Genomic DNA, 24,260 nt, shown 5'->3' on the forward strand with positions numbered 1-24,260 from the left:
GGATGATGTACATACCTACTAAAGAAGGGCAATAAGAATTATTTAGCATTGTTATTATAACAACTAGTAAAGCTTTCCCCACGCAGTTGTAGAAAAATTATTCTGTTTGTACGGATAACTTATGTATGATTGGATTGTGTGCTGGTCGTGTTTTAAAACCGAGGTAGATCTTTAAAAGCAATGGCCAATAAATACAGAAAGACCAAACCTATAAGCAATCTTTATTAGAGAGCTTTCAGGTTTGATCACAAAAAATTAGGAAAAAAATTTAAGACTTAGAAATGAAAAACAACTTGTTAAAGTACTGTATCTAAAATTTTAAAATTAGACTGACACCGGGAGTTAATAATTGTACACCAAAGTTATTTTCTTTACTTTTCTCGGTTCGGTTGGTTTGAGGGTCGGCGTGGTATTGATAGGTACTTTCCCTTCTGTAAAAGTTCAAAAATATTCTAGGAGACCAATATATACCTATTCCTAACGAACTGTTAAAACTATAAGAGGCCCCTATTGTATATCCTGCTCCGATTGTCTGACTATTGTGATTTGTTCTTTCGTATAAACTTGCGTTACTGTTATTATACACATTAGAAGAAGAAAATCCATAAGATAAATCGGGGCCGTGAAATAACATTATCATAGGGGAGAGGTTGGATCTTTTCTCTATACCTAAGTAAACGTTATTGTTTTGGTTGGTTCTGCCTATTTTATTGTGATTAACATCATAAAAGTTAGGATCAAAATTAACGTAATCTCGTTCTGATTTGCTTTTAGTAAAATCGAACGTGATACCTGCCTTAAAAAAAGTTCTTGTGTTTAATCCTCTCTTATATGCAACTCCAGGGTTAAAGAAATTCACCCATACTTCATTTTTCTTAAACTGTATGCTATCCTGGGCTTTCAGTTTGCCAATTGAGAAAAACAATAAAAATATAATACTTTCGGAAAAAATGATTTTGTTAAAAATGCTCTGCCTCATATAGTTTTTTTATCAAAACTATGTATCTGAACCAGGAGCTGAAACAGGGATTGAGTATACGCAGTGAAATTTGAGGGAAAGCGGACTTTTTTTAGTTTATAAAGAACCGTTTAAAAACTGAAAGAATAAGGATTTGGCTCTTTGTGAGATAATTACACTGCCTCCGTTTTTGAGCGTCAACGTTCCGTCATTCTTTATCTCTTCTATGAAATCAATATTGATCAGGTGACTTTTATGCACCCTGAAAAATTTGGATGTTGGTAGATTTTCCTCAAAATATTTTAGTGTTTTAGCCACTGTAATGATTCTTGAATCAGTCAGGAAAACCTTTGAATAATTAGAATCAGCATCGCAACGGATTATTTCATCTGCAGAAACTAAAATATGCCCGTCTTTAACTGATAAAGGAATTTTACTATTGGTGTTGGAGCGGGTAGATGCTAAAAGTTCTTGTAGTTTATCACGTGAATAAAGGCTTTGATTCCGCTTTTTGTATTTTTCTATAGTCTTTTCCAGCTTATCTACATCAATAGGTTTTGTCAGATAATTTAGTGCGAGGTGATCAAAGGCTTTGTCACGGAATTCACCATAAGCGGTTGTAAATATGACTTCGTAATCCATTTCAGAAGTTTGTTCCAGTATTTCAAAGCCTGTATTGTTCCCCAATTTTATATCCAGAAATATGAGGTCTGGATTATGCTTCTTGATTTGAGCAACCGCCTGAGATACGTTGGACGCTGTTCCTGCAAGGTTAACTTCAGGAATAAAAGTATTGATGATATCTTTTAATACCTCAATGGCGGAAGGTTCATCATCTATGATCAAAGCCTTAATTGACATGCACTGATTTGTTTAATATTGGTAAAGTTATGATTACTTCTGAACCTGAGCTTTCAGTAAAAGAGTTAAATTCTATTTTTGCATTTACTGAATGAACCTTATTAAGTATTTCAATACGCTCCATAATATTCTTCAGGGCTGTAGATCCTTCTTTATTTTTATATTCCGGAGAAAATCCTGTTCCGTTATCTTTTACGCTAAAGACGATATAATTATCATCTTTGGGGATAATTTTTATAGAGAGTGTTGCTTTATGCCCCTCATTGATCAGGGGGAACAGAGCATGTTTAAATGCATTTTCAACGAGTGGTTGCACAAACATTGCAGGTATATAACTTCCATTAAAACTCTGATCCGGTTTGAGAAAATCTATTTCGACCTGATTTTTCATTCTGAGATTTTCCAGTTGAAGGTACATATCAAGACTCTCGATCTCCTCGCCTAGTGTAATATATAATTCTCTTGAATGATCAAGATATTTCCTTATAAGGTTGGCAAATAGAACCAGATATTTGTTGGCTTTGCGCTTATCTTCTTTAATCACAAACTGCTGAATGGAATTCAGTGTATTGAACAGGAAATGGGGATTCATCTGGTTTCTGAGAGCAGATTGCTCTAATTGAAGAGCTCTGAGCTTTCTTTTTTGTATCCGTTTATAGTTGATAAACCATATATAAATGAGCAAGAACAAAACAACAATAGCAAGAAAAATAATAAGTGAAAGAAACCAGGCTGAATCAGTAAAATGAGCTTTTATTGTGAACGTTTGCTCAGCAGTTTGTTTACTAATTTTACCATGTTTGGAAATGGTCCTGACTTTAAATGTATATTTTCCTGGTTTTAGCCCACTATAAAAAACTTCATTATTAACCGCATTCAGCCAGGATTTGTCAATACCTTCAAGCATGTATTGATAAGTCATATCCCCAAGACTGGAAATAGAAATTCCTGAAAAACCAAAAGTTATGTTATTCTGATCCCAGTCAAGAACGATTTTTTTGCCAAAAATATAAGGTTCATTATTAACCTCAAGGGATGTGATAAAAGCCTTGGGTCGATCTTCTGATACTGATGCCTGTGATGGTATGAAATAAGATATACCTCTTTGGGAGGACACATATACAGTGTCCTGTTTAAGGCAGAAGGAGCTTAGTTGTATTGGCAACAAACCTTCAGAACCAGAATATGAAATGATGTTAAAATTCCGGATATCCAGATAGTTCAAGCCGCGGTTGGTCAGTAACCATATATTCTTTTTCTCATCAGTATGTAATTCTGAGATAATATCACCATTGAGGCCTTTTGATTCGGTAATCTGAATAATACTATCCTTATGAAGGATAAATAAACCATGACCGTATGTGGCAATAGCGGGAAAACGAGCAATGTTGGTGATTGCAGTTACTCTTTTCCCCTGAAGTATATTTCCGGAAAACTTAAGTGTATCCGAATGGTCAGAATAAATTTTTAGGCCTCCTAAAGTGCCTATATATAGGGTATTTCCAATGTATGCTGCCTCTGTTGTTCTGTAATCATACAGCTTTTTTATTTCATGGTCTATTCTGAAAAGCCCGACATTAGAAGCAACTAATAATTTACCGTTGTTAAAGCTCAGATCCTTGACGGCTATATCTGATATTGTTTTTGTAATAGTACCTGAATATTTGTATAATCCAAGGTCACATCCGATCCAGATAATCCCTTTGTCATCTTTTACAAATTTTTTGACTCGGTTATAAATTTTTCCTTTTTCTATTTGAATTTCTTTTATTGAATTACTTTTCCTGTTTATGATATAAAAGGAACCATGATCGGTACCGGCATAAATGATTTCTCCATCAGTATATAAGGATATGATAGGGGGTAATAATCGGTCTTGTTCATCACGAAGTTCAAAAAAAGGTAACGAAGGAGCCATGTAAATCCCTTTTCCCAATGTGCTGATCCATACATTTCCTTCAGCGTCTTCAATCAAAGATGTAATGATTGTTCCTGCTAGGTATTGCTGAGATTCTCCATTGTTGATATGATATAAGCCATTGCCAGTGCCAATCCAGGAATGCTCCTTAGAGTCTTTTAAATAACATAAAACTTTTTCTGAAGGCACTTTGATGGTAAAGTTATTTCCTTCAATTAAATTTTTTTGTTCATTAAACTTAAATAAGTCGGGCTTTCTATACGACCTGGAATAAAAATAAGTAGCAATCTCTTTTTTAAGGAGTGCAGAGCTTGTAAATATAAGAGTGTGATTCTGAGCGACTGCAATTATGGTATCATTCTTTTGTACAAAAACATTTACTGCATCGAACGTATCCTTTTTATCAGAATAGATCTTTATTCTATTGTCTGGTAATAAAACCTTTATCCCTTCTTCTTTTGAGGAAAACCATATGTTCCCTTTACTGTCAGGGTAAGCTTCTTTGACAAAATATGTAAAACTGAGTTTTTTCAGAAAAGGAGTGTTTCCTGAATGATGGATGAAGCCTTTATAGTAATAGGATAGTTGTCCATTATAACTTAAGAACCAGATTCTGCCTTTTTTATCTTCAACTATTTTAAATATTTCATTGTCTGCAAGACCGTTTTGGGTAGTGTAGTTTTTGAAGTCTTTACCATCAAAACGGCTGACCCCATTTTCTGAAGCAATCCAGATATAGCCCTCCTTGTCTTGTATAATGTCGTAGCAGACATTACTGGGCAATCCATTGCTTGAAGTAATATTTTTTAAAACCAGTTTTTGAGAATATACCGGAAAGAAAAACAATATTAAAAAGGTAAATAATAGGAAAAATAATTTTTTACTAACCATAGAATAAAAATATCTATTTTTGTTAAGGAAAAAAAACTGAAGAAGATTTCCATATATCTTAGTGAAAGGCTGGTGCTGGAAATGCTTAAGTTTTTAGTTTTTAGTTGATTATGATTTTTGTTAGGTGTATAACGTTTAATTTTTATAAAGATGAATAAATCAAAAAAATTAAAATCCGGAGGTTTAGCAATTGTATTTTTACTATCTCTTTTTACTTTATATTCCTGCGGTTGTAAGTGCGATTGTATTAAAGGATCAGAATGTTCAAAAGTGTCAATTTATTTAAATGCAGATGGTAGTTTGGCTTTTGAAAAGGAGTATTGTCAAAATTATGATCGTTATGATGAGAATGAGTTAATAAAAGATTCAATCGATCAGATTGTAAAAGTATATCCTGCCAGTGAATATAAAATTGTTACGAAGGATACTTCTTATATTGAAGACCGAATACAAACCAAACAATGTAAAGGAAATCCTCCTGATTATTCCTGCGAATGTGCTAAATGAAAAGTAAACAAATTATATATAAGTGATAATTTCATTAGTATTTTTTGCTGAATCAGTTTTAATGAATATTTATTCCACAATTTAATTATTCGATTCATATATGATAAGTATCTTTTAATTAAAATATGAAACAATTTTTTCTGGCGATAGCAGCTTTGTTGTGGTCTTTAATTACAGGATTCCATAATTCCATAATTTATCTATTGAATTATGTACAGCTAAAAAACATGAAGTCACAGTTAAAACAAATATCCTTTTACCAGAACTTGGATATACTTCAATTAAGGAAAAAGTAATGCAGGTAGGAATGATTTTATTAATAGCAGTTATGTCTATTTTTTCTTGTTTGAATAATCAGAAATAGCATGAGACTTAATGATATTGAGAAAAGTATAGTCGGTTTGGTGGTCTTGGTATTTTCATTCCTGGTATGGAGATTCAATTTCACAACTGTTGATATTGATTTAGTTATAGACTTTTTTATTCATGTGTTTATGGGATTGATATACTTTTATTGTTCACTTAATATCGACAGCAAGTCCTTAAGGTTTTTCTGGCTAATATTGGGAATTCCACTCTATGGGATACTGTTTATCGGGTATTGCATTGTCTTTGCAATTGCAGCAAGTTTATAGCTTGATCCATTGAATATCATTTTTTTGATTAGAATATGAAACGATTTTTTCTGGCGATAGCATCACTTATTCTGGTCCCAATTACGGGATTTCATAATTTATCTATTGAATCAATTACTATTGAAAAACAAGAAGTCACAGTTAAAACAAATATCCTTTTACCAGAACCTGGATATACTTCAATTAAGGAAAAGATAATTCAAATAAGTAAAAAGGACTATGATGACTGCTATTCAGGAAACTGGGATTTGAATATTCCAATACTAACTGATTTACCCAATAAGGATCTAAGGCATAAAGTTAATGATAGCATTAACAAAATAGTCTATCGAATTCTGGCTGATACTTTACACTATGAAAGTAATAGTGGTGAAATTTCTGATTGTGGTAATCTGTTTGATAATCCCGGAACTACTCATCTCTATTATAAGGTGGGAAAGAATTCCAGGAAGATTTTAAGTATTAATATATATGAGGATTATGTTTCAGGAGGTCATGGTGTAGGCTATGGTACACACTTCTACGCTTTCAATATTGATATTCTTAACAAGAGAACATTATTAATCGAAGATCTGTTTGATACTGCCAATAGTAAAAAGCTATCGAATTATCTTAAATCTAAAGAAAGTCTTAATGAAGAAATTTTATTTGATGAGAATTTTAATATTTGGGGACATTCAGGGCATATGAGAGGGGAGATCTATGATTATGTTGGATTTAGAATTGAAGATAAATCCTTAATTCTTAGCTATAGCCAGGATTTCTTTCGAGCTAATAGGATCGAAGATGTAGAATTGCCATTAAAAGATATCAAGCCATTCATGAAGAAAAAATACCGATGGATCTGTGAAGGTAGTGAATAGTATAATAAATATTTATTGTTTTTTATTATATGCAATTCACAATCCAAGCATTAATGCTGATACGGTTCTTCTTTCCATGTTTGTCTCTTTGTGTTTTTGGATAGTACAACTATTAGAAGTAATTCGTTTTATTCGAAAATGTTTAAATAATGAATCTTGTTTATGGCACAAAAGGGTAGGAATCCCTATAGTCTTTAAGAGTTGTTTACTGTTGAGCTGTTATAATTCAGGTTTATTTGTCTTCTGATTAGTAAACAATATAACTTCACAGAGAAAACTCTGTTATTATTTTACTCGCCTAAAAATTTTCTTTATTGATAACTTGTTATAGTAAATGGTATTAAAACCCAGTTTAAGTTTGTTCCGCATTGTAAAATTTACCTGGAAGGTGGATCTATTGATCATTGTAACGTGCATTGCTACCTACTATGTTCATGAGCATGTAATACCCCTGGCTATACTTTTGCCCCCAATGTTACCGACATTATTAGGAACTGCTCTCGCATTCTTCGTGGGTTTTAGTAATAATCAGGCTTATGACAGATGGTGGGAAGCTCGCATTATCTGGGGAGCTCTGGTAAACGACTCCCGCAGTTGGGCACGTAATATATTGCAATATACCAATCCAGGAAATTTAAGTGTGGAAGAACTGGAGCTTATCAAAAGTAAGATGATTCTTCGTCAGATTGGCTTTGTCTATGCACTGAAAGAATCACTTCGGAAAAAAACGGATGGTTATTATAAGCAGTTTTTTACGAATCAGGAGCTTGAACAATTAAGTAAAGAAGACAATATTCCCAATGGAATCCTTTCTCTTAATGCCAGGGATTTGGAGTATTTGACAAAGCAAAATTGCATAAGTGAATTTCGCTTTATGCAGTTCAATGGATTTCTTACATTGTTTACTGATCATATGGGAAAATCAGAACGGATCAATAATACCGTGTTCCCTACTTCTTATATTTATTTCACTAAACTTTTTATTTGGGTGCTGGTGATTTTTATAACCATTATCCTTGCAGATAGTGTGGGTGTCTGGTCAATTATTCTTGGCTGGATTATGGGTTTTGTATTTCATGTATCTCATCAAAATGGAATGGCATTGATGGAGCCGTTTCAGGAAGTTCCCTCCGGTATGCCATTAAATCAGATATCAAGAGTTATTGAAATTAATCTTCTTCAGATGTTGGGGGAGAAAAAAGTGCCTGAGCCAGTAACGGCTGTAAATGGGGAATATATTCTTTGATTTTTTTGAGAAAGTTTTTGATTTAAAAAAATCTGTCTTTTGTCAGTATTTTTCCTTTAGAATAAAAATTGTGCTGAATACTTTTAATCTTCTGAAGAAAGCCTATAAATTGTTCAATGTTAAAAGAAAATGGGGGTAATAGAGAGAGCTGTAAAAAAAGGTTTGTGAGAGAGGATTCAGGGAGTATGATTCTGTTAGAGCTGTATTACAGTATTTTAATTGTTCTCTCCTTGAATTATTATTGTAAGACGTATAAAACAAATCTATTTTGGTCTCGTAAATTAATCTCCAAATCGAATGGTTTGAGCTTTAGCCACTAAAAATTTTTGTTGGATTGATTATCCAAAAACATCAGTAAAAGGGCCAATAAAGAAAAATAACAGTATACCGAGCAGGAGTGGTACAATAATTATATGATTAAAATTTTGCAGATAGTTTGGCACTCTGTCTATTGCAATATCTGCTCTTATAAATATTGATAGTTCATGGATGATAAAAATAATAATGATTACATCTAACAGGAACAGACATTGTCTTTTTTATATTCTTTTGGCGACCTTTGTTTCGTTGCAACTTTTTGGGCAAGACACTTCAAAAGTAGTAAATGATATTACCCAATTAAACCCAATCAAAGTAAATGCAATCATTTCTCCAACAAGTACTGCTGAAATAATGGTTGCAGTAAAAAATCATAATGGACCTGTTTCGATTGGTGGAGGACGCTATAGCATGGGCGGGCAGACGGCAGTCGAACAAGCATTGCATATAGATATGAGAGGCTTTGACAGTATCATTTGCTTTTCCAAAGAGAAAAAAGAAATTACAGTTCAGGCAGGAATAACATGGAGGAAAATTCAAGAGTTTATAGATCCATATGACTTGTCAGTACAAATAATGCAGACCTATGCCAACTTTACAGTTGGAGGTTCATTAAGTGTTAATGTTCATGGAAGATATATTGGAGGTGGCCCTGTTGTTTTATCTGTTAAAGAAATAAAAATAATTTTGGCTAATGGTGATATAGTAGCTGCAAGTCCAACAGAAAACAAAGAAGTATTTTATGGAGCAATTGGTGGTTACGGTGGCCTTGGTGTCATCGTTGAGGCAACATTATTTTTAACTGATAACGATAAAGTTGAACGAACAGATAAGGTACTTTTAATTAGAAAATACAAACAGTTTTTTGTGGACAATATCAGAAGTGATTCATTAGTTGTTTTTCACAATGCTGATATCTATCCTAATCGATATAGAAAAGTAAGAGAAATTTCATATCGCAAAACATCAAGAGATGTTACGATAGGTTATAGGTTAAAACCTAATGATAAAAAATACAGGTTCAATAAATTTGCTTTTAAAATAGTCTCTGAGTTCCCGGCAGGAAAATGGTTAAGACAGCATTTACTGGAACCCATTTTATATATAGGTAAACCAGTAGAGTGGAGAAATTATGAAGCGAGTTACGACGTTCTTGAATTAGAGCCTAAATCAAGAGAAAAATCAACTTACGTTCTTCAGGAGTATTTTGTGCCAATTGAAAAGTTTGACGATTTTTATCCCCTAATGTCAGAGATCTTAAGAAAGAACAAAGTAAACGTTATAAATATTTCTATACGACATGCAAAACAAGATCCAGGAACAACACTCGCTTGGGCAAGGACAGAAGTATTTGCTTTTGTACTTTATTATAAACAAGGAACGAAACAGGCTAATAAAGATGATGTAAGGAAATGGACACAACAATTGATTGATGCATCTATATCATGCGATGGAACCTACTATCTTCCTTATCAGATTCATGCATCGAATGAACAATTTTTTAAAGCATATCCTAATGCCGATAGTCTTTTCAGGCTTAAAAAACAAATTGATCCAACATATAAATTCAGAAATAAGTTATGGGAAACTTACTACAAATAACAAGGCTTTAATAAGATTTCTGACAATTGCAATGTTGAATATTATAGATTGAAAAGTTGAAATATATTTGAATATTCTTAACATACAAATGAAAATCGACTGTTTGAAAAATGCTGGTTTTTAACTTGAAAAATATTAGTTTTAAATTCAACAAAAAAATAAGGATATGGCAAAAACAGATTTTAAGACAATTGATGAATATCAGGCAGGTTTTCCTTCAGAGATCCAGGAACGGATGCAAACTATTCGTAAAATCATTCATGAAGTCGTTCCTGAAGTTGAAGAAGCGATCAGTTATCAGATTCCGTGTTTTAAGTATAATGGATATTTGATTTATTATGCAGCATTTCCAAATCATATTTCTCTTTCGAATCCTTTTAGTCCGGAATTTTTAAAGGAGTTTGAAAGTGATCTGAAAAATTATAAAGTTTCCAAATCTGTCATTCAACTACCCAATAAAGAAAGTCTTCCTGTTGATATGATTACAAAGATGATCAAATTCCGAAAACAAGAAAACGAACAGAAAATGAAATCAAAATCAAAAAGTAAGAAGTAATTAGATTTGTAATTGGTTGACGCATGAATAATACTAGAATTTTTAAAATGTCTTTTGCAAGTGTGTATCCGCATTATGTAACTAAAGCAGAGAAAAAAGGACGCACAAAAGCTGAGGTAGATGAAATTATTTACTGGCTTACTGGTTATGATCAGCAAGCATTGCAAATGATAATCGATAAGAAAATCGATTTCGAAACCTTTTTTGCCGAGGCTCCACAAATCAACCCCAATGTTTCAAAAATTACCGGGGTAATATGTGGATATAGAGTAGAAGAAATTGAAGATGCATTGATGCAGAAGATTCGTTATTTAGATAAGCTGATTGATGAATTGGCAAAAGGCAAGGCGATGGAAAAGATTTTGAGGAAGTAGGTGGATGGAGTTTTATAAATTATGAAATTCATCACTATCTCTGATTCTCATGGTCAACATCGAAATCTGGAACTTCCCAAAGGAGATATCATCATACATGCGGGTGATATAAGCAGGAGAGGTAAGGAAGATGAAATAAAAGATTTCCTTGATTGGTACAGCGGGCTTGATTTTGAACATAAAATATTCGTCGCTGGAAATCATGATTTCTTTTTTGAGAAAAATTCTGATAAATATATCGCAGACATAGTTCCTCCAGAGGTTACATATCTTTGCGATAGCGGCATTACAATTAATGGTATAAAAATCTGGGGATCTCCTGTTACACCCTGGTTTCATGACTGGGCTTTTAACCGTCATCGTGGAGAGTCAATTATCAGGCACTGGGACTTGATCCCATCTGATACAGATATATTAGTTACCCATGGTCCTGCATTTGGATTACTTGACAAAACAATAAGAGGACAAACTGTAGGCTGTGAAGACCTACTCAATAGAATATATGAAGTGCATCCAAAAGTACATGTATTCGGACATATTCATGAAGCTTATGGAGAGATGGTTTCATCAGGGATCAAATTCATTAATGCGTCAGTGATAGATGAAAATTATCTTTTAAAAAATGAGCCAATAATTTTTGAAATATAAGCAATCGGGACAATCGCTTGGAGAATTATTAAGATTGCTTGGTGAAGATTTAATTGGAGTATTTGGAAGGAGGGAGAATATCGAATATGAGAATATTAAGATCAATGAATTTTTGGGAAAGACAAAGCCCTAATTAGAAAGCGAAAGAGTAGGTTTTTAGTATGCGCTGAATGGAGACATTGCTTTCGGAGCGATAACAGGAATCATTAAAACGATAGTTCCATCCATGTTTATTTTATAAGAGTAGCAATCTCATTTCTTTTAACTAGTAATTTATTTCCTGCTTTACCATATTTTTTCTGGATTCCAAAATTAAGTTGATGGAAGCTTTCAGAAATCTGTTCATAATGGACCATGAAGGGAATCACAACCTGTTTTGCTAAAGATTTATTCATAAAATAAGATCTGCAAAAGAAATTTTGTAAATGGTGATTCAACGTTCGTAAATCCGCAACCTACAATGATTAAACGTCCTGAATATGAATAGTATTTTTCTTTATTTATGTGAGAAAAATATAACAACACATGGTAAGAAATTTAAAGAAAGGACTAGCGGCGGCTTTAATGGTGTCCGCTTCATTTATGGCTCATGGTCAGGCAACAAGGCTTCAGTTTCCAAATCCTAACCTAATCAAAGAATGGGGATTTTCAGTAACGGAATACAATGGGTACTCTCTTGTTGGTTCTGAATTTGGAAATGGTTTAAACGTATTTAAAAACAATCAACTGTTGTTCCAGACTTCTGGGTCGGGTACAGGTCTGTTTGGCTACTCAAACAGCATGAACGGTTCCTGGATTGCAGCAGGTGCACCACAAACAGGTAATGCCAATCAAGGCGCAGTTTATCTTTCAAAGCATTTAAACGGAAATCCTCAGAATAATTTTAATACAGTTATTACTGCATTGAATCCCGGAGCACATGACCAGTTTGGACGTGCAGTGGATATTCATGATAACTGGATGGTGATCGGAGCTCCTAATGTAAATAATTCTCATCATGGAGGGTATATAGAAATCTGGAATTTTGTTAACAATGCTTGGGTAAGAAACACAGTAATTGCTAATGGTTCTGGTAATACTGATGCAGACTTTGGTATTTCGGTAGCCATCAGAGGTAACAAAATAGTAGTAGGTGCTCCTGGTGACCACTCAATTTATATTTACAAATATCAGAATAATGTATGGAGTCTTGAACAAGGATATGCTCCAAATCCTTCAACATGGGGAATACCATTGTATGACCCATATTCAGGTTATACCTATTTAACAAATTTTGGGTATGATGTTGACATAACAGATAACCATGTAATTGCAGGAGATCCATCTGCCAGAAAAGCAGCTGTGCTTGTTTTCCAGAACAATCTTTGGAGTTTGAAAAGTACATTAGTGCCATCTGTAACATCGGGAACTGGTACAGGAGATAGATTCGGACATTCAGTAGCAATCCAATACAACAGAGCAGTGGTTGGTGCACCAAGAGGAGCCAGCGCTGGTCCTAATCCTGAGCAGGGTAAGGTATACCTGTATACAGATGAAGGAGGTTATAAATACAAAGGGATTATGAATGTTGGCAATCCTTCTAATCTTGTAGCCAGAGCTTTGGGATATTCAGTTGCAATAGACAGTGATAATGTGCTTGCTGGAGCGTCCAATTCTGATAACCTTCTGACAATTGGTAATGAAGGAGCTGCTTTCAGAATGCCGTTCTATCAGTACGTTCCTTACAGATCCGCTCATGATTTTGAATTTACTTCAGAAACAACAGGCAAAACTGTAATTTATCCTAACCCAGCTTCAGGTGAGGAGGTTAAATTGAGTAACAACGTATCAGTTGTTTCAGCAGAAGCGGTTTCTGTATTAGGAGAAATAACTCCTCTTGTTGTAACTGAAGGAGGAATCAATGTAAGTTCTCTGAAAAAAGGTATTTACAATATCAAGATCAAGACTGATACTGAAATTTTAACAGAGAAGCTGGTGGTTGAATAATACAATTGCTTTATAGAATATACATTCTACTTCCTTAATAATATAGCCGTCAACTTAAGATTGTTTGATATAATTTAGAATGTTACTTTGTTCTCTGAGCCCTGTAAAGGACGATAATGTAGACAATTAATTCCATTTATATCAAACTCTGCCAGCTGAAATTTCTTTTATTTGAACATTCAGATAATTCAGAGTTTCAGAATAGTCAGAGATAAAACCTTTAGGTTGACGGCTATTAAAGTTTATGTCTTTTAGGTAAGTGAAATTAATTTACCTGAATGATTACATTTCCCTTTTTATGGCCTAGTTCAACATATCTATGCGCTTCTGCAATTTGTTCTAATGAATAACAGCGATCAATTACGGATTTAAATTTTCCTGTTTCAGATAATCTTTTAAGTAGCAGTAAACCTTCTATTGTAAATTCCGGTCTTCCGTCATCAATTGAAATGTATTTACCATTAGTTGCAAGATTTTTCAGGCATTTTGATTTTATTTTTTTTCTGTTAATCATTCCCGCTGGAACTGCATCGAATATTATGTCATATAATTCTCCCAGGTTTGTGAAATCTTCTTTAGTATAATCTACAACAACATCAGCCCCCAAGGACTTCACTAATTCTAGATTTGAGGTACTGCAAATGCCCGTAACATGGGCTCCATAGTACTTTGCAAGTTGCACGAGCGATGTCCCGATAGATCCGGAAGCACCATAAACAAGAATTTTCTGACCTGGCATAATTCTGGCTTTTTTTAGAAAATGTAAAACAATTCCACCTCCAAATGGGATTGCAGCACTTTCTTCAAAAGTTTTATTCGATGGCTTATTAACAATAAAACTGTCTTCCGGAAGGCATTTAAATTCGGCATATGTCCCCATGTTTGGCTTCATTGGAGATTTTATGGTTACTCCAAAAATTTGTTCTCCCTTTTTAAATCTTTTAACATCATCACCAATTGATTCTATTTCTCCAGCCAAAATTAAACCTAATATCGGGTTCCTGGGTCTGGAAAAGCCAATTGCAAGTTTCATCATCAGCCCCATAATCCCGGGGACTTTGCAGCCTCTTATTATAATATCACTACCTGTTATAGAAGTAGCTTTGATTTTTATACAAACTTCATTTTTTCTCGGTACCGGTTTTTCTACTTCCTGAAGTTGAAGAACTTCTGGATTTCCATATCGGGTGCATATTATTGCTTTCATTTTTTTTGGTTTTTTATGCTCTAATTGGAGTTATGTGTAGATGTTTGATTTTTAAAGTTTTAGGATGGTAATTTAACCGATAATTTTAAAAAAATAAATTTTATTCAAAGAGTAAGTAATTATTAATATCTGGTAATACTAGAAGTATAAATTTCTAACAATTAAATAATCAATCATTATTAATATAAAGGATTATCAAGTCCTTTATGAATTATTTTTAAGGGTCTCTCAAAAAGACAGGGGACTCATTTTAAGTTGGTATGTCCAAATTTTTCCGATGCTCTTAGTGATAACAATATGTCTTCAAAAACTATTAAATCAATTCTTTGCTGGTGTTTTCTCAATAATGATAATTAAGTTAACATAAACACAACGAACCTTTTCCTTGATCATATTTTCATGCAAGACAATAGAGTTTTGGAAACCATTCAAAATATAAGGTTTAAGGATTTTTTTTTCTAACATCTTTGATACTCTTCTTCAAGTTCTTACTTATTTTTCCCCATTACGCAATTAAAGGCATACTTCAAAATCGATTGTAAATTGAAAATAGTATTTCGTTTACTGGCCAGGTCTATTTGACAACTAAGTCTATTGGAAAAAAAATTTTTGAGTATTTTTAATTATACCTTAAGTTCATTTGCTCTACATCTTTCTGAGGCATTTGATCATTTGAAAATTATTTAAAAAGCGTTTATGAGAGTAAAATTTTTATTGTTTCTGTTCGTAATCACAGGATTAAATTTAGTTAAAGCGCAAACTGTCAGGACTTTTGCAGGAAGCGGAGTAGATGGAACTGCGGATGGAGTAAGTATAGCTGCTTCTTTTGGCAATTACATTTCTGGTTTGGCTAAAGATGCAGCCGGAAATATTTATGTAGTTGATTATTACAATCATAAAATCAGAAAAATAACTCCGGCCGGTATAGTAACTACCCTGGCAGGTAGTGGCTCACTTGGAAGTGCGGATGGAATGGGTATAGCTGCTTCTTTTAATTTCCCTACCGGTATAGTCTTAGATGCTGCAGGTAATATTTATATTACAGATAGCGGAAACCATAAAATCAGGAAGATAACACCCGGTGGTGTTGTAAGTACCTTTGCTGGCTCAGGAGACTGGAGGCCATTAGGCGATGATGGTTTGGGTACTTCTGCTTCCTTCGATAATCCGAAAGGCATAACCATTGATGCATCCGGTAATCTGTATGTTGCTGATATGATGAATAGAAAAATCAGAAAAATCACCCCTGCTGGTATGGTCACAACATTGGCAGGAAATACTAAACTAATGGGCTCTACCGATGGTCAGGGGGCTACGGTTTCTTTTTCTGAACCACAAGGTATAGCTGTTGATGCTTCAGGTAACGTTTTTATGACGGATGCTTCAATTCACAAAGTCAGAAAAATCACTCCTACAGGTGTCGTGAGTACTTTTGCAGGTTCAGGTAATATGGGCAGTGCAGATGGTGCAGGGACTTCTGCTTCTTTTAATAACCCAAGGAATATTACAATTGACGCCTCAGGAAATCTTTATATAGCTGATTTAGGGAATAATAAAATCAGGAAAATAACGCCTTCAGGTGTGGTATCAACCTATGCAGGTACAGGGATTTCCGGTGACGCAGATCTTGGGATTGCATCAGCAACATTTAAGGCAGTCGGTGGACTATTATTTGATGCTTCTGGTGTCATGTATATCGGAGATGCAAGAAAAGTCAGAAGAGTTGTAAAGTTGACGCCTCAGACTATTTCAGGTCATATCAATATAAGCAAAGTTGCGACAACGGCTCCATTTAATTTAACTGCGACAGCCAGTTCAGGATTGGACATAACTTACACTTCATCGAATCCTTCAGTCGCAACTGTTGCAGGAAACACAGTAACGATAGTGGGGGTAGGCAGTACTATTATTACAGCATCACAATTAGGAAGCAATACATATGAAGAGGCTGCAACTGTTACTGCTACGCTTACTGTAACCAAAGCTTCACAAACTATTTCTGGTTTGACAGATATGACGAAATTAAGCAACGTAAACTCCTTCGAATTAAGTGCCGTATCAAGTTCGGGACTTCCTGTGAGTTATACATCTTCGAATCTTTCGGTTGCCAGTATCTCGGGTTCCAAAGTAATCATATGGGGCATTGGTACCGCTGTGATTACAGCTTCTCAAGGAGGTAATGATATTTACCTGCCTGCTGCGAACATCTCTGCAAACCTGACTATTAAAGCAAGTGGCCTTTCTCAGGAAATCTCAGGATTGAATCAAATGGACAAACTTACTACCGACCTTCCATTTGATCTCACAGCGACAGCTAGTTCAGGATTGCCTTTAACTTATACCTCTTCCAATCCTGCGGTTGCAATCATTTCAGGGAATAAAGTAACAATAGTCGGAGTTGGAAGAACCAGAATCACTGCTACACAGACAGGTAATGAAACTTTTACTTCAGTAAGCACCAGTGCAGAACTTTTTGTAACTAAAGTTGCGCAAAGTATATCTGGCCTTTCCAATATTAATAAGACTACTATCGAAGCGCCATTTTCTTTAAGTGCGACAGCAAGTTCAGGATTGGCCGTAAACTATACCTCCTCAGATACGAGGGTTGCAACCATTTCAGGAAGTACAGTAACAATTGTGGGAGCAGGGTCAGTATCGATCACAGCCTCTCAGGCAGGAAATGGTACTTATAACGCCGCAGCTAATGTTATTGCCTACTTAAATGTAAATAAGGCCACTCAAACCATTTCCGGGCTTTCAAATTTAGATAAAATGCTTACGGACGCTTCGTTCAGTCTTAATGCAACAGCTAGCTCTGGATTACCTGTAACCTATGGTTTATCTAATACTTCGGTTGCAAGGATCTCCGGAAATGTGATAACTATCATTGGGCCGGGTACGGTAACGATTACGGCATCACAAGCAGGCAATAGTATCTATGAAGCCGCCTGGACAGTTTCAGCGGTATTAACAGTTGGAGGTGGCGGTGCAAATACTACTCAAATACTTTCGTATTTGTATGATATGAATAGACTTACTACAACGCCACCATTTGCTCTCGATGTGACAGCGACTTCAGGGTTACCAGTAAGTTTTGTATCTTCCAATTCGGCGGTAGCAACTATTTCCGGAAATATTTTAACGATAGTAGGGGCAGGAACTACAACAATAACTGCTTCACAAGCGGGTAACGATAAATATATGCCTGCTCCAAGTCAAACAGCAACATTAACAGTTACTAAGGCAAAACAATATATCGAAGGAACCTTGTATTATCCTAAAGTTGCTTCTGATGCTCCGTTTACACTGGATGCTGTAGCTACTTCAGGTTTACCTCTTACCTTTACCGCTATACATCCGTCTGTGGCTAGTGTATCAGGAAATACAGTAACTATTTTAAAAGCAGGGGGAGCGTTGTTTGAAGTTACACAAGAGGGTAATGGAATATATGAACCTGCGAGGAATGAGATCTATGTATACACAACCAAAGCAACCCAGACTATATCTGGATTATCGAACATGAACAAAGGAATTTCAGATGCCCCGTTTACCCTTACAGGAAAATCAAGTTCTGGATTACCACTTACATATTCAATATCCGATCCCTATGTGGCATCAGTCTCAGGAAATACTATAACCATTCACGGCGCCGGCGAGGTTATCATAACAGCATCTCAGAGCGGTAATGATACCTATAAAGCAGCAAGCGAAGTATCCGTGATATTAAAGATTGCAAAAGGCACTCAAACTATTACCGGACTTGCCAATATGACTAAAAGTTTATCCGAAGAGCGTTTTGATTTAAATGCTAAATCAAGTTCAGGATTGGATGTACAATACACTTCTTCCAACCCGTCTGTAGCTACCATTTACGGAAATACGGTAACAATTAAAGGTGTAGGATCTACAACTATTTCGGCTAACCAGGATGGCAGACATTGGTATTATGGATACATGTATCATGAAGCTCCAACGGTTACTGCAACTTTGACCGTAACAAAGGGTTCACAAAGTATATCTTGGCTTGCCAATATGAACAGATTAATTACGGATGCTTCTTTCTTTTCTCTGTATGCAGAAGCAAGTTCAGGTTTGGAAGTAACTTATACTTCATCCAACCCGGCAGTAGCAATCATTGAAGAAAATGTTGTGTATGTTACTGGACCCGGTACAGCTATCATTACTGCTTCACAGGCCGGTAACGGCATGTACAATGCGGCTACTAGTGTCTCAAAGACCTTAACCGTTAGTAAAATAGCTCAAAGTATCACTGGTCTGGCAGACATAAATAAAATTGCAACTGATGCTCCGTTCAGTTTGAATGCAAAATCAAGTTCCGGACTGGCGGTGACTTACACCTCTTCGAATCCGTCAGTTGCCACTGTTTCTGGTAATAATATTACCATTGTCGGAGTTGGTATTACCGTTATTACAGCGTCACAGGTTGGCAATAGCTCGTATCTGCCAGCTGAGAGTGTAAAAGTAAATCTGACCGTTGGTAAAGCGTTCCAAAGCATTTCAGGCTTAGCTGATATCAATAAAATTGCTACTGATTTACCTTTTAGCCTAAATGCCGAAGCAAGTTCTGGATTAGCAGTAAGTTATGCTTCATCCAACCCGTCTGTTGCAACTATAGTAGGAAACAAGGTGACCATTGTGGGGGCTGGTACAACCGTTATTACGGCCTCACAAACAGGTAATGATATATATCCGGCAGCAGCTAGTATTTCTGCAACCCTGACAGTAAAGAAAGCTTCTCAAAGTCTTTCTGGTATAACAGATATAAACAAAGTGTCAACAGATTTACCATTTGGTTTGAATGCTAAGGCCAGTTCAAGTTTGGGTGTAACTTATACTTCATCCAGTCCATCGGTTGCAACCATTTCAGGTAATACTGTAACCATTAAGGGAGCGGGTACCACAATTATTACTGTCTCCCAAGCTGGGAATGGGATTTACGAAGCTGCCCCGAGCATTAACATTACTATGACTGTAGAGGCTGTGACTTCCTTGAATGATGATATCAAAGATACAAGAAACGTTAATGTATTTGATAATGGAAATTCAGCGATTGTTATCGAAGGTGAAGTAGAAAACATTAATGTATTTGATGGTTCAGGTAAATTGATTTATTCAGGGGCATCCAAACAAATTTCAGTTTCCCAGCATGGATTGTACGTTGTAAAAATTCATAACAAAGCTGATCTGCTTATAAAAAAGGTAATTATTAGATAATCAGTAGTTAATTTTGTTTAAGAGTTAGAATAGATTGATAGCCCCGATTTTAGGGGCTATTTTTTTGTGAAAGGAGTTAAAGATTTGTTTTTTTTAGATGTTGGTACTTAGTGATATACTATAAGATGTATCTCAATCTTTGCAAAGCTCATCTCATTAAATGTTTCAGCCGAGGATTAATCCTGAGTTTTTTAGGAGGGATTGAATTTTTCAAAGGCTACTGACATAATGCTGTCACCTGTCCCCCTTTTCTTTGTATCATCATTAAACATTTAATAACTAAAACTTTTAGACACATGGAAAATATAGTAGTTAAAAATCAGGAAGTTGTAATCAGTGTAAACCAGCTTTTAGGTCAGTGGCAGGGTCATCGCAGATTAACACGTCGAGTTATTGAAGCTTTTCCTGAAGACAAATTATTTAATTATTCCATCGGAGGCATGCGTACCTTTTCTGCTCTCGTTATGGAAATGATTGAAATAGCTTATCCAGGGGTACAAGGACTGATCGATGGGAACTGGAAAGATGAGGTGAAAGAACAACCCAAAACTAAAGAAGAGCTTCTTCACCTGTGGGATGTGTTAACAGAAAGGATTGACAGATTATGGCCGCTGATCCCGATTGAAAGATTTCAGACTGTAGAGGCCGCCTTTGGAATGTATGAAGATGCCTTATATTCTACAGTTTTGTATTTTATTGATAATGAAATCCACCACAGAGGGCAAGGGTATGTTTATCTTAGGTCATTGGGAATTGAGCCTCCTGCATTTTACGAAAGATAATTTGTAAGAAAATAATGAAGATATCCTAAAATTTATTTCTTTAGGGTATCTTTATTTAATTGATCTGAAACATTATATGGCAAAAGCAAAGGTTGTAGGAGAGACCAAAGATGCAGGATTCCAGTTTGGACTTAGGAAAACATTTCATAATTCTTTTGAAGAAGTATGGACTTTTATGTTTTCTTTAAATGGACTTAACATTTGGCTTGGTTCTCTTGCTACTGAGTTATCAGAGAAACAGACCTATAAAACGAAAGAAGGCATAGAAGGGGCGATAAGACTTATAAAAGTATATTCGCATATAAGACTTACCTGGAAGAAAAAAGGATGGAATAATGTATCGCAACTTCAGGTAAGGGTTATGAATAATGAAGGAAAAACAGTAATAAGTTTTCATCATGATCATTTATCTGATGTCAATCAAAGAAATGAAATGAAAGACCATTGGAATAAAGTGATGGAAAAGATCTCAAAGGAGTTAGAAAAAAAATCTTAAAATATGATTGTTGTTAAAGTTACTTATGCTGTAAAACCTGAGTTTGCAAGTAAAAACAGGGAAAACATTGCATTGTTTTTAGAGGATTTCAGTCAGTTAAACCCAGAGGAATTTCGGTATAACGTATATGAAAGCGAAGATGGAAAGACCTTTATGCATTTATCTCACTATAGAAATGAAGAGATTCAGAAAGAACTGTTGAACGTGCCATCATTTAAATCTTTTCAAAAGCAAAGAGACGAAAGTGGATTAGAAGTGGAGCCTAAGATAGAAGTTTTGAATATGGTGGGTGCGACACATCTGTTATTTTAAGCTCTAATGGGATAGTTTATTGGAAAGATTAGATTATTAAAATGTTTTTTAAAGTTCAGTCAATCAGATTGATACCTTGTTGAAGGAGATACGCTAACCTCCTTTTGGCTTGATACAATTAAATTGTATATTTTTACATAAGCAATGCAGTTTTTGCATAATAGATTATAAGTTTTACTTTTTACTTTTAATACATCCAGATGAAACGAATCTTTTTCTTTTTGCTTTTCCTGTTTCCACTTTTGTCTAATGCTCAGATGAATACTTGGGAACGTGTTCATGGTGCTGAAATTAATCATCCTTTTAAGGACTTTATACTTCCGGATCCATATATAGATAGTCTTGGTAATAAATGGGTTCTTAATATTCAGGGTGAAAAAATTTTGTGGAAGATAAAATGAACGGATACGACTAAGTTTGGAAATTTTCCCGATGGGAGTTTTACTTTAGGTGGTTTTTTTAATGGTACTGCTATTCTTCACGGATATTCAGGATCACCAGAAAAAGGATACACCAACTATATGGGTTATTGTGACGGAACAACCCTGACCTTTTATTCGGAATCAGTCATGAGAGATGTGTTGACATCAGCATCCACCTTTATAGGGGTATTTCGAACTAATAACTATATATGGATATGCAAGCCGGATAGATTAATTCGTTTTGACAAAGTAAACTCATTTAAAGAATATACTCTGGCAGAACATCTGACTGAAGGCAATATGGGACAAATTATATCAAGGGATGATTACTTGATCATTTTTATGGACAGAGTGCCATACATTTATAGAGATGCTGAAGATGTATGGGAAAAGTTATTGCCTGATGATCCGATTACTGGATATATACTTACAACTTCCAATGCAGTATAAATGATAGGAACCCAGAATTCCTACAGATATATGTTACATTCGGATAGTCTGGAGACATACGACTTCGGTCCCACGCCTGACCTAGGGACACTTTCATCTATAGATGAATTTAATAAGGACTTTTTTGCATATAGTTATACAAGAGGCCTTGTCGTGACATACAAAGGGGAAGTGTCAATTCATAAGTTTGCTGATTATGCAGGCGGTTATATCCTGGATTATTACAATGAGTATGACTATTGGAGTAAAACCCTGGATAATGGTATATCTATGCTGACTGTTTCAGGAGGCGATGAAAATCGTAGTGAAGAATTGCACTTCAGTTTTTATAATGGAGAGGTGAAGTTTGAGGGCAAAACAAGTATAAATAACTCCTTCTTATACAAACAGCACAATGGAGATAAATTTTACTATTACACCACCTATGTCAAGCCTGGTGAAAGCTATGTGACAATGGTAAAAAATGAACAGGATACAACAAAGGTACGTTTGCCGGAGGAGTTCAAAGCCTCTGTAGTTCTTGCGGATTCCGGATATTTGTATCTGGCTGCGGATTATCCATACATCTGGCGTATGAACAGAAACCAGTATTTTATGAAAGGTATTTTGTTCTATGATACAAACCGGAATGGTATTAAAGATCCGGGAGAGGAGGGAATTAATAAGTATGCAATGGAGATAAAACCTGCAGGTATAAAAGTGTTTGCTGATCGCAATGGCTTCTTCAGTTTTGCTGCGGAACCAGGAGAACAATACATTCTTGAAATTCCTGCGGATTCTTTATTTGATTATGTATCCAAAGAGTTCCCCTATACACTTTCAGGATCAGAGATCAATATGATAGGTTTTACAGTTCGTAACTTTAAACCGGAAGTGAAGACAAATTTTTACCTTCCTTGGCCTCGTTGCAGCACTACAGAAGTGGCAAGGCTTAAAGTTGAAAATCCGGGAATACTATCTATTGAAAAAGTAAGGCTTACCCTTGTTGGAGATCCTCTGGCTGAAATTACATCAACAGAAGCGGTTGAAGCGAAAACAGATACGCTAATTTTTGAGATAGAAGATTTTGAATCATTTAATGATAAAACACTATCTTATGATATCACTTTTCCTGATTTTAACAGTGTAAATGCGATCTTAACCTTTAAGCTATTTGCTGAAATATTTTCATCAGGATCAGTGGTAAATACCTCTATTGACAGTTTAAGTACAATGGTACGATGTGCTGTTGATCCTAATGATAAAGCAGTAACTCCAATAGGACTTTGGGATGATCATTTTACTCTGTTCAATACGACGCTTGATTATTTAATTCGTTTTGAAAATACCGGAAACGATACTGCATATACTGTTGCTATTCATGATACTCTTGATGTGAACCTGGATGCTTCAACACTTGAAGTTAAAGGATCATCTCATGATGTAATTACAGAAGTTGATAAGGAGGGAAAAGTCATTTTTCACTTCGAAAATATCATGCTTCCTGATAGTACGACTAATAAAGAAAAAGCTCAGGGATTTGTACGTTTTACTATAAAACCTAAAAAGAATATTTCAGAGATGACAGTCGTCAGAAATAAAGCAGGAATTGTCTTTGATAAAAATCCACCAGTTATTACCAATGAAGTATTTAATACTTTTGTGAGCCAGTATCCGGTTGTTTCTTCTGTTGAAAGTCCTAAAGAAAGAATGCAGTTAATTTATCCTAATCCTGCAAGTACACTCATCAATATTAAAGGTGCTGAGGGAACTTATGTTGATATATATGATTTTACAGGAAAGCATGTTTCTCAATCAAAAGAACTAACTATTAATACTTCAGATTGGAAAAATGGACTTTACATTTTCCGGATATTTGATTCTAATGGAAAAGCTATAAGTATTGAGAAGGTACTTGTTGTGAAATAAGAAGGATTATAGGTTAAGCTCTTCAGATAATAAAAAAAAACCATTTTACGATAGTGTAAAATGGTTCTTTTTTTATAAGTGAATT

20 protein-coding genes are annotated in these 24,260 nt (G+C 35.0%); 16 read left to right on the forward strand and 4 right to left on the reverse strand.

The window, feature by feature from the left end; all coding sequences use genetic code 11:
• Positions 1–310: 310 nt before the first annotated feature.
• The 3 genes from MYP_RS07185 to MYP_RS07195 all read right to left on the reverse strand — a co-directional run bounded on the left by MYP_RS07185 (position 311) and on the right by MYP_RS07195 (position 4,628).
• On the reverse strand, positions 311–979 hold the full coding sequence (locus tag MYP_RS07185) for a hypothetical protein (RefSeq protein ID WP_045460536.1): 669 nt from the start codon (positions 977–979) through the stop codon (positions 311–313).
• 96 nt (positions 980–1,075) lie between these two features.
• On the reverse strand, positions 1,076–1,819 hold the full coding sequence (locus tag MYP_RS07190) for a LytR/AlgR family response regulator transcription factor (protein WP_045460539.1): 744 nt from the start codon (positions 1,817–1,819) through the stop codon (positions 1,076–1,078).
• Positions 1,809–4,628 (reverse strand): sensor histidine kinase, encoded by a 2,820-nt coding sequence (locus MYP_RS07195; RefSeq protein WP_045460542.1) that lies wholly within the window; start codon positions 4,626–4,628, stop codon positions 1,809–1,811. The genes MYP_RS07190 and MYP_RS07195 overlap by 11 nt, the downstream gene beginning before the upstream one ends.
• Before the next feature lie 150 nt (positions 4,629–4,778).
• Here MYP_RS07195 and MYP_RS07200 point away from each other — a divergent pair, with 150 nt between their 5' ends.
• The 9 genes from MYP_RS07200 (at position 4,779) to MYP_RS07240 (ending at position 13,363) form a co-directional block, all read left to right on the forward strand.
• Positions 4,779–5,135, forward strand: a complete 357-nt coding sequence (locus MYP_RS07200; protein ID WP_045460545.1) for a hypothetical protein — start codon at positions 4,779–4,781, stop codon at positions 5,133–5,135.
• Positions 5,136–5,500: 365 nt separating this feature from the next.
• Positions 5,501–5,770, forward strand: a complete 270-nt coding sequence (locus MYP_RS07205) for a hypothetical protein (protein WP_045460548.1) — start codon at positions 5,501–5,503, stop codon at positions 5,768–5,770.
• 35 nt (positions 5,771–5,805) lie between these two features.
• A complete protein-coding gene (locus MYP_RS07210; RefSeq protein ID WP_045460552.1) occupies positions 5,806–6,633 on the forward strand; it encodes a hypothetical protein in 828 nt (275 codons plus the stop codon).
• 334 nt (positions 6,634–6,967) lie between these two features.
• The gene (locus MYP_RS07215) at positions 6,968–7,879 is read left to right on the forward strand and encodes a bestrophin family protein (protein ID WP_045460555.1); all 912 of its coding nucleotides are present in this window, start codon (positions 6,968–6,970) and stop codon (positions 7,877–7,879) included.
• Between the two features lie 504 nt (positions 7,880–8,383).
• A complete protein-coding gene (locus MYP_RS07220) occupies positions 8,384–9,799 on the forward strand; it encodes an FAD-binding oxidoreductase (protein ID WP_197060028.1) in 1,416 nt (471 codons plus the stop codon).
• Positions 9,800–9,965: 166 nt separating this feature from the next.
• Entirely contained in the window at positions 9,966–10,355 is a 390-nt protein-coding gene (locus tag MYP_RS07225) for an iron chaperone (protein ID WP_045460560.1), read from the forward strand.
• A 23-nt stretch (positions 10,356–10,378) separates the two neighbouring features.
• Positions 10,379–10,729 carry a DUF2200 domain-containing protein gene (locus MYP_RS07230; protein ID WP_045460564.1) on the forward strand — a complete coding sequence of 117 codons (351 nt, stop codon included), beginning with the start codon at positions 10,379–10,381 and terminating at the stop codon, positions 10,727–10,729.
• 21 nt (positions 10,730–10,750) lie between these two features.
• On the forward strand, positions 10,751–11,377 hold the full coding sequence (locus MYP_RS07235) for a metallophosphoesterase family protein (protein WP_045460567.1): 627 nt from the start codon (positions 10,751–10,753) through the stop codon (positions 11,375–11,377).
• Between the two features lie 525 nt (positions 11,378–11,902).
• The gene (locus tag MYP_RS07240) at positions 11,903–13,363 is read left to right on the forward strand and encodes a T9SS type A sorting domain-containing protein (RefSeq protein WP_045460569.1); all 1,461 of its coding nucleotides are present in this window, start codon (positions 11,903–11,905) and stop codon (positions 13,361–13,363) included.
• A 265-nt stretch (positions 13,364–13,628) separates the two neighbouring features.
• Here MYP_RS07240 and MYP_RS07245 read toward each other — a convergent pair whose 3' ends face one another.
• Positions 13,629–14,570: an NAD(P)-dependent alcohol dehydrogenase gene (locus MYP_RS07245; protein ID WP_045460572.1), complete on the reverse strand. Its 942-nt coding sequence runs from the start codon at positions 14,568–14,570 to the stop codon at positions 13,629–13,631.
• Between the two features lie 696 nt (positions 14,571–15,266).
• Between MYP_RS07245 and MYP_RS24825 the strand changes: the two genes are divergently transcribed.
• From MYP_RS24825 to MYP_RS07280, 7 genes are all read left to right on the forward strand, one after another.
• Positions 15,267–19,805, forward strand: a complete 4,539-nt coding sequence (locus MYP_RS24825) for an NHL repeat-containing protein (protein ID WP_052430007.1) — start codon at positions 15,267–15,269, stop codon at positions 19,803–19,805.
• 296 nt (positions 19,806–20,101) lie between these two features.
• Positions 20,102–20,587, forward strand: a complete 486-nt coding sequence (locus MYP_RS07255; protein WP_045460575.1) for a DinB family protein — start codon at positions 20,102–20,104, stop codon at positions 20,585–20,587.
• 76 nt (positions 20,588–20,663) lie between these two features.
• Positions 20,664–21,083 (forward strand): ATPase, encoded by a 420-nt coding sequence (locus MYP_RS07260; protein WP_045460578.1) that lies wholly within the window; start codon positions 20,664–20,666, stop codon positions 21,081–21,083.
• A 3-nt stretch (positions 21,084–21,086) separates the two neighbouring features.
• A complete protein-coding gene (locus MYP_RS07265) occupies positions 21,087–21,395 on the forward strand; it encodes a hypothetical protein (RefSeq protein WP_045460581.1) in 309 nt (102 codons plus the stop codon).
• Positions 21,396–21,595: 200 nt separating this feature from the next.
• Positions 21,596–21,796, forward strand: a complete 201-nt coding sequence (locus MYP_RS07270; protein WP_045460584.1) for a hypothetical protein — start codon at positions 21,596–21,598, stop codon at positions 21,794–21,796.
• A gap of 168 nt (positions 21,797–21,964) precedes the next feature.
• On the forward strand, positions 21,965–22,267 hold the full coding sequence (locus MYP_RS07275; RefSeq protein ID WP_045460588.1) for a hypothetical protein: 303 nt from the start codon (positions 21,965–21,967) through the stop codon (positions 22,265–22,267).
• Positions 22,268–22,297: 30 nt separating this feature from the next.
• Complete coding sequence (locus MYP_RS07280) at positions 22,298–24,175, forward strand: DUF7619 domain-containing protein (RefSeq protein ID WP_197060029.1); 1,878 nt, start codon at positions 22,298–22,300, stop codon at positions 24,173–24,175.
• Positions 24,176–24,260 lie beyond the last annotated feature (85 nt).

It is taken from the genome of Sporocytophaga myxococcoides (genome assembly GCF_000775915.1).
Taxonomy (GTDB): domain Bacteria; phylum Bacteroidota; class Bacteroidia; order Cytophagales; family Cytophagaceae; genus Sporocytophaga; species Sporocytophaga myxococcoides_A.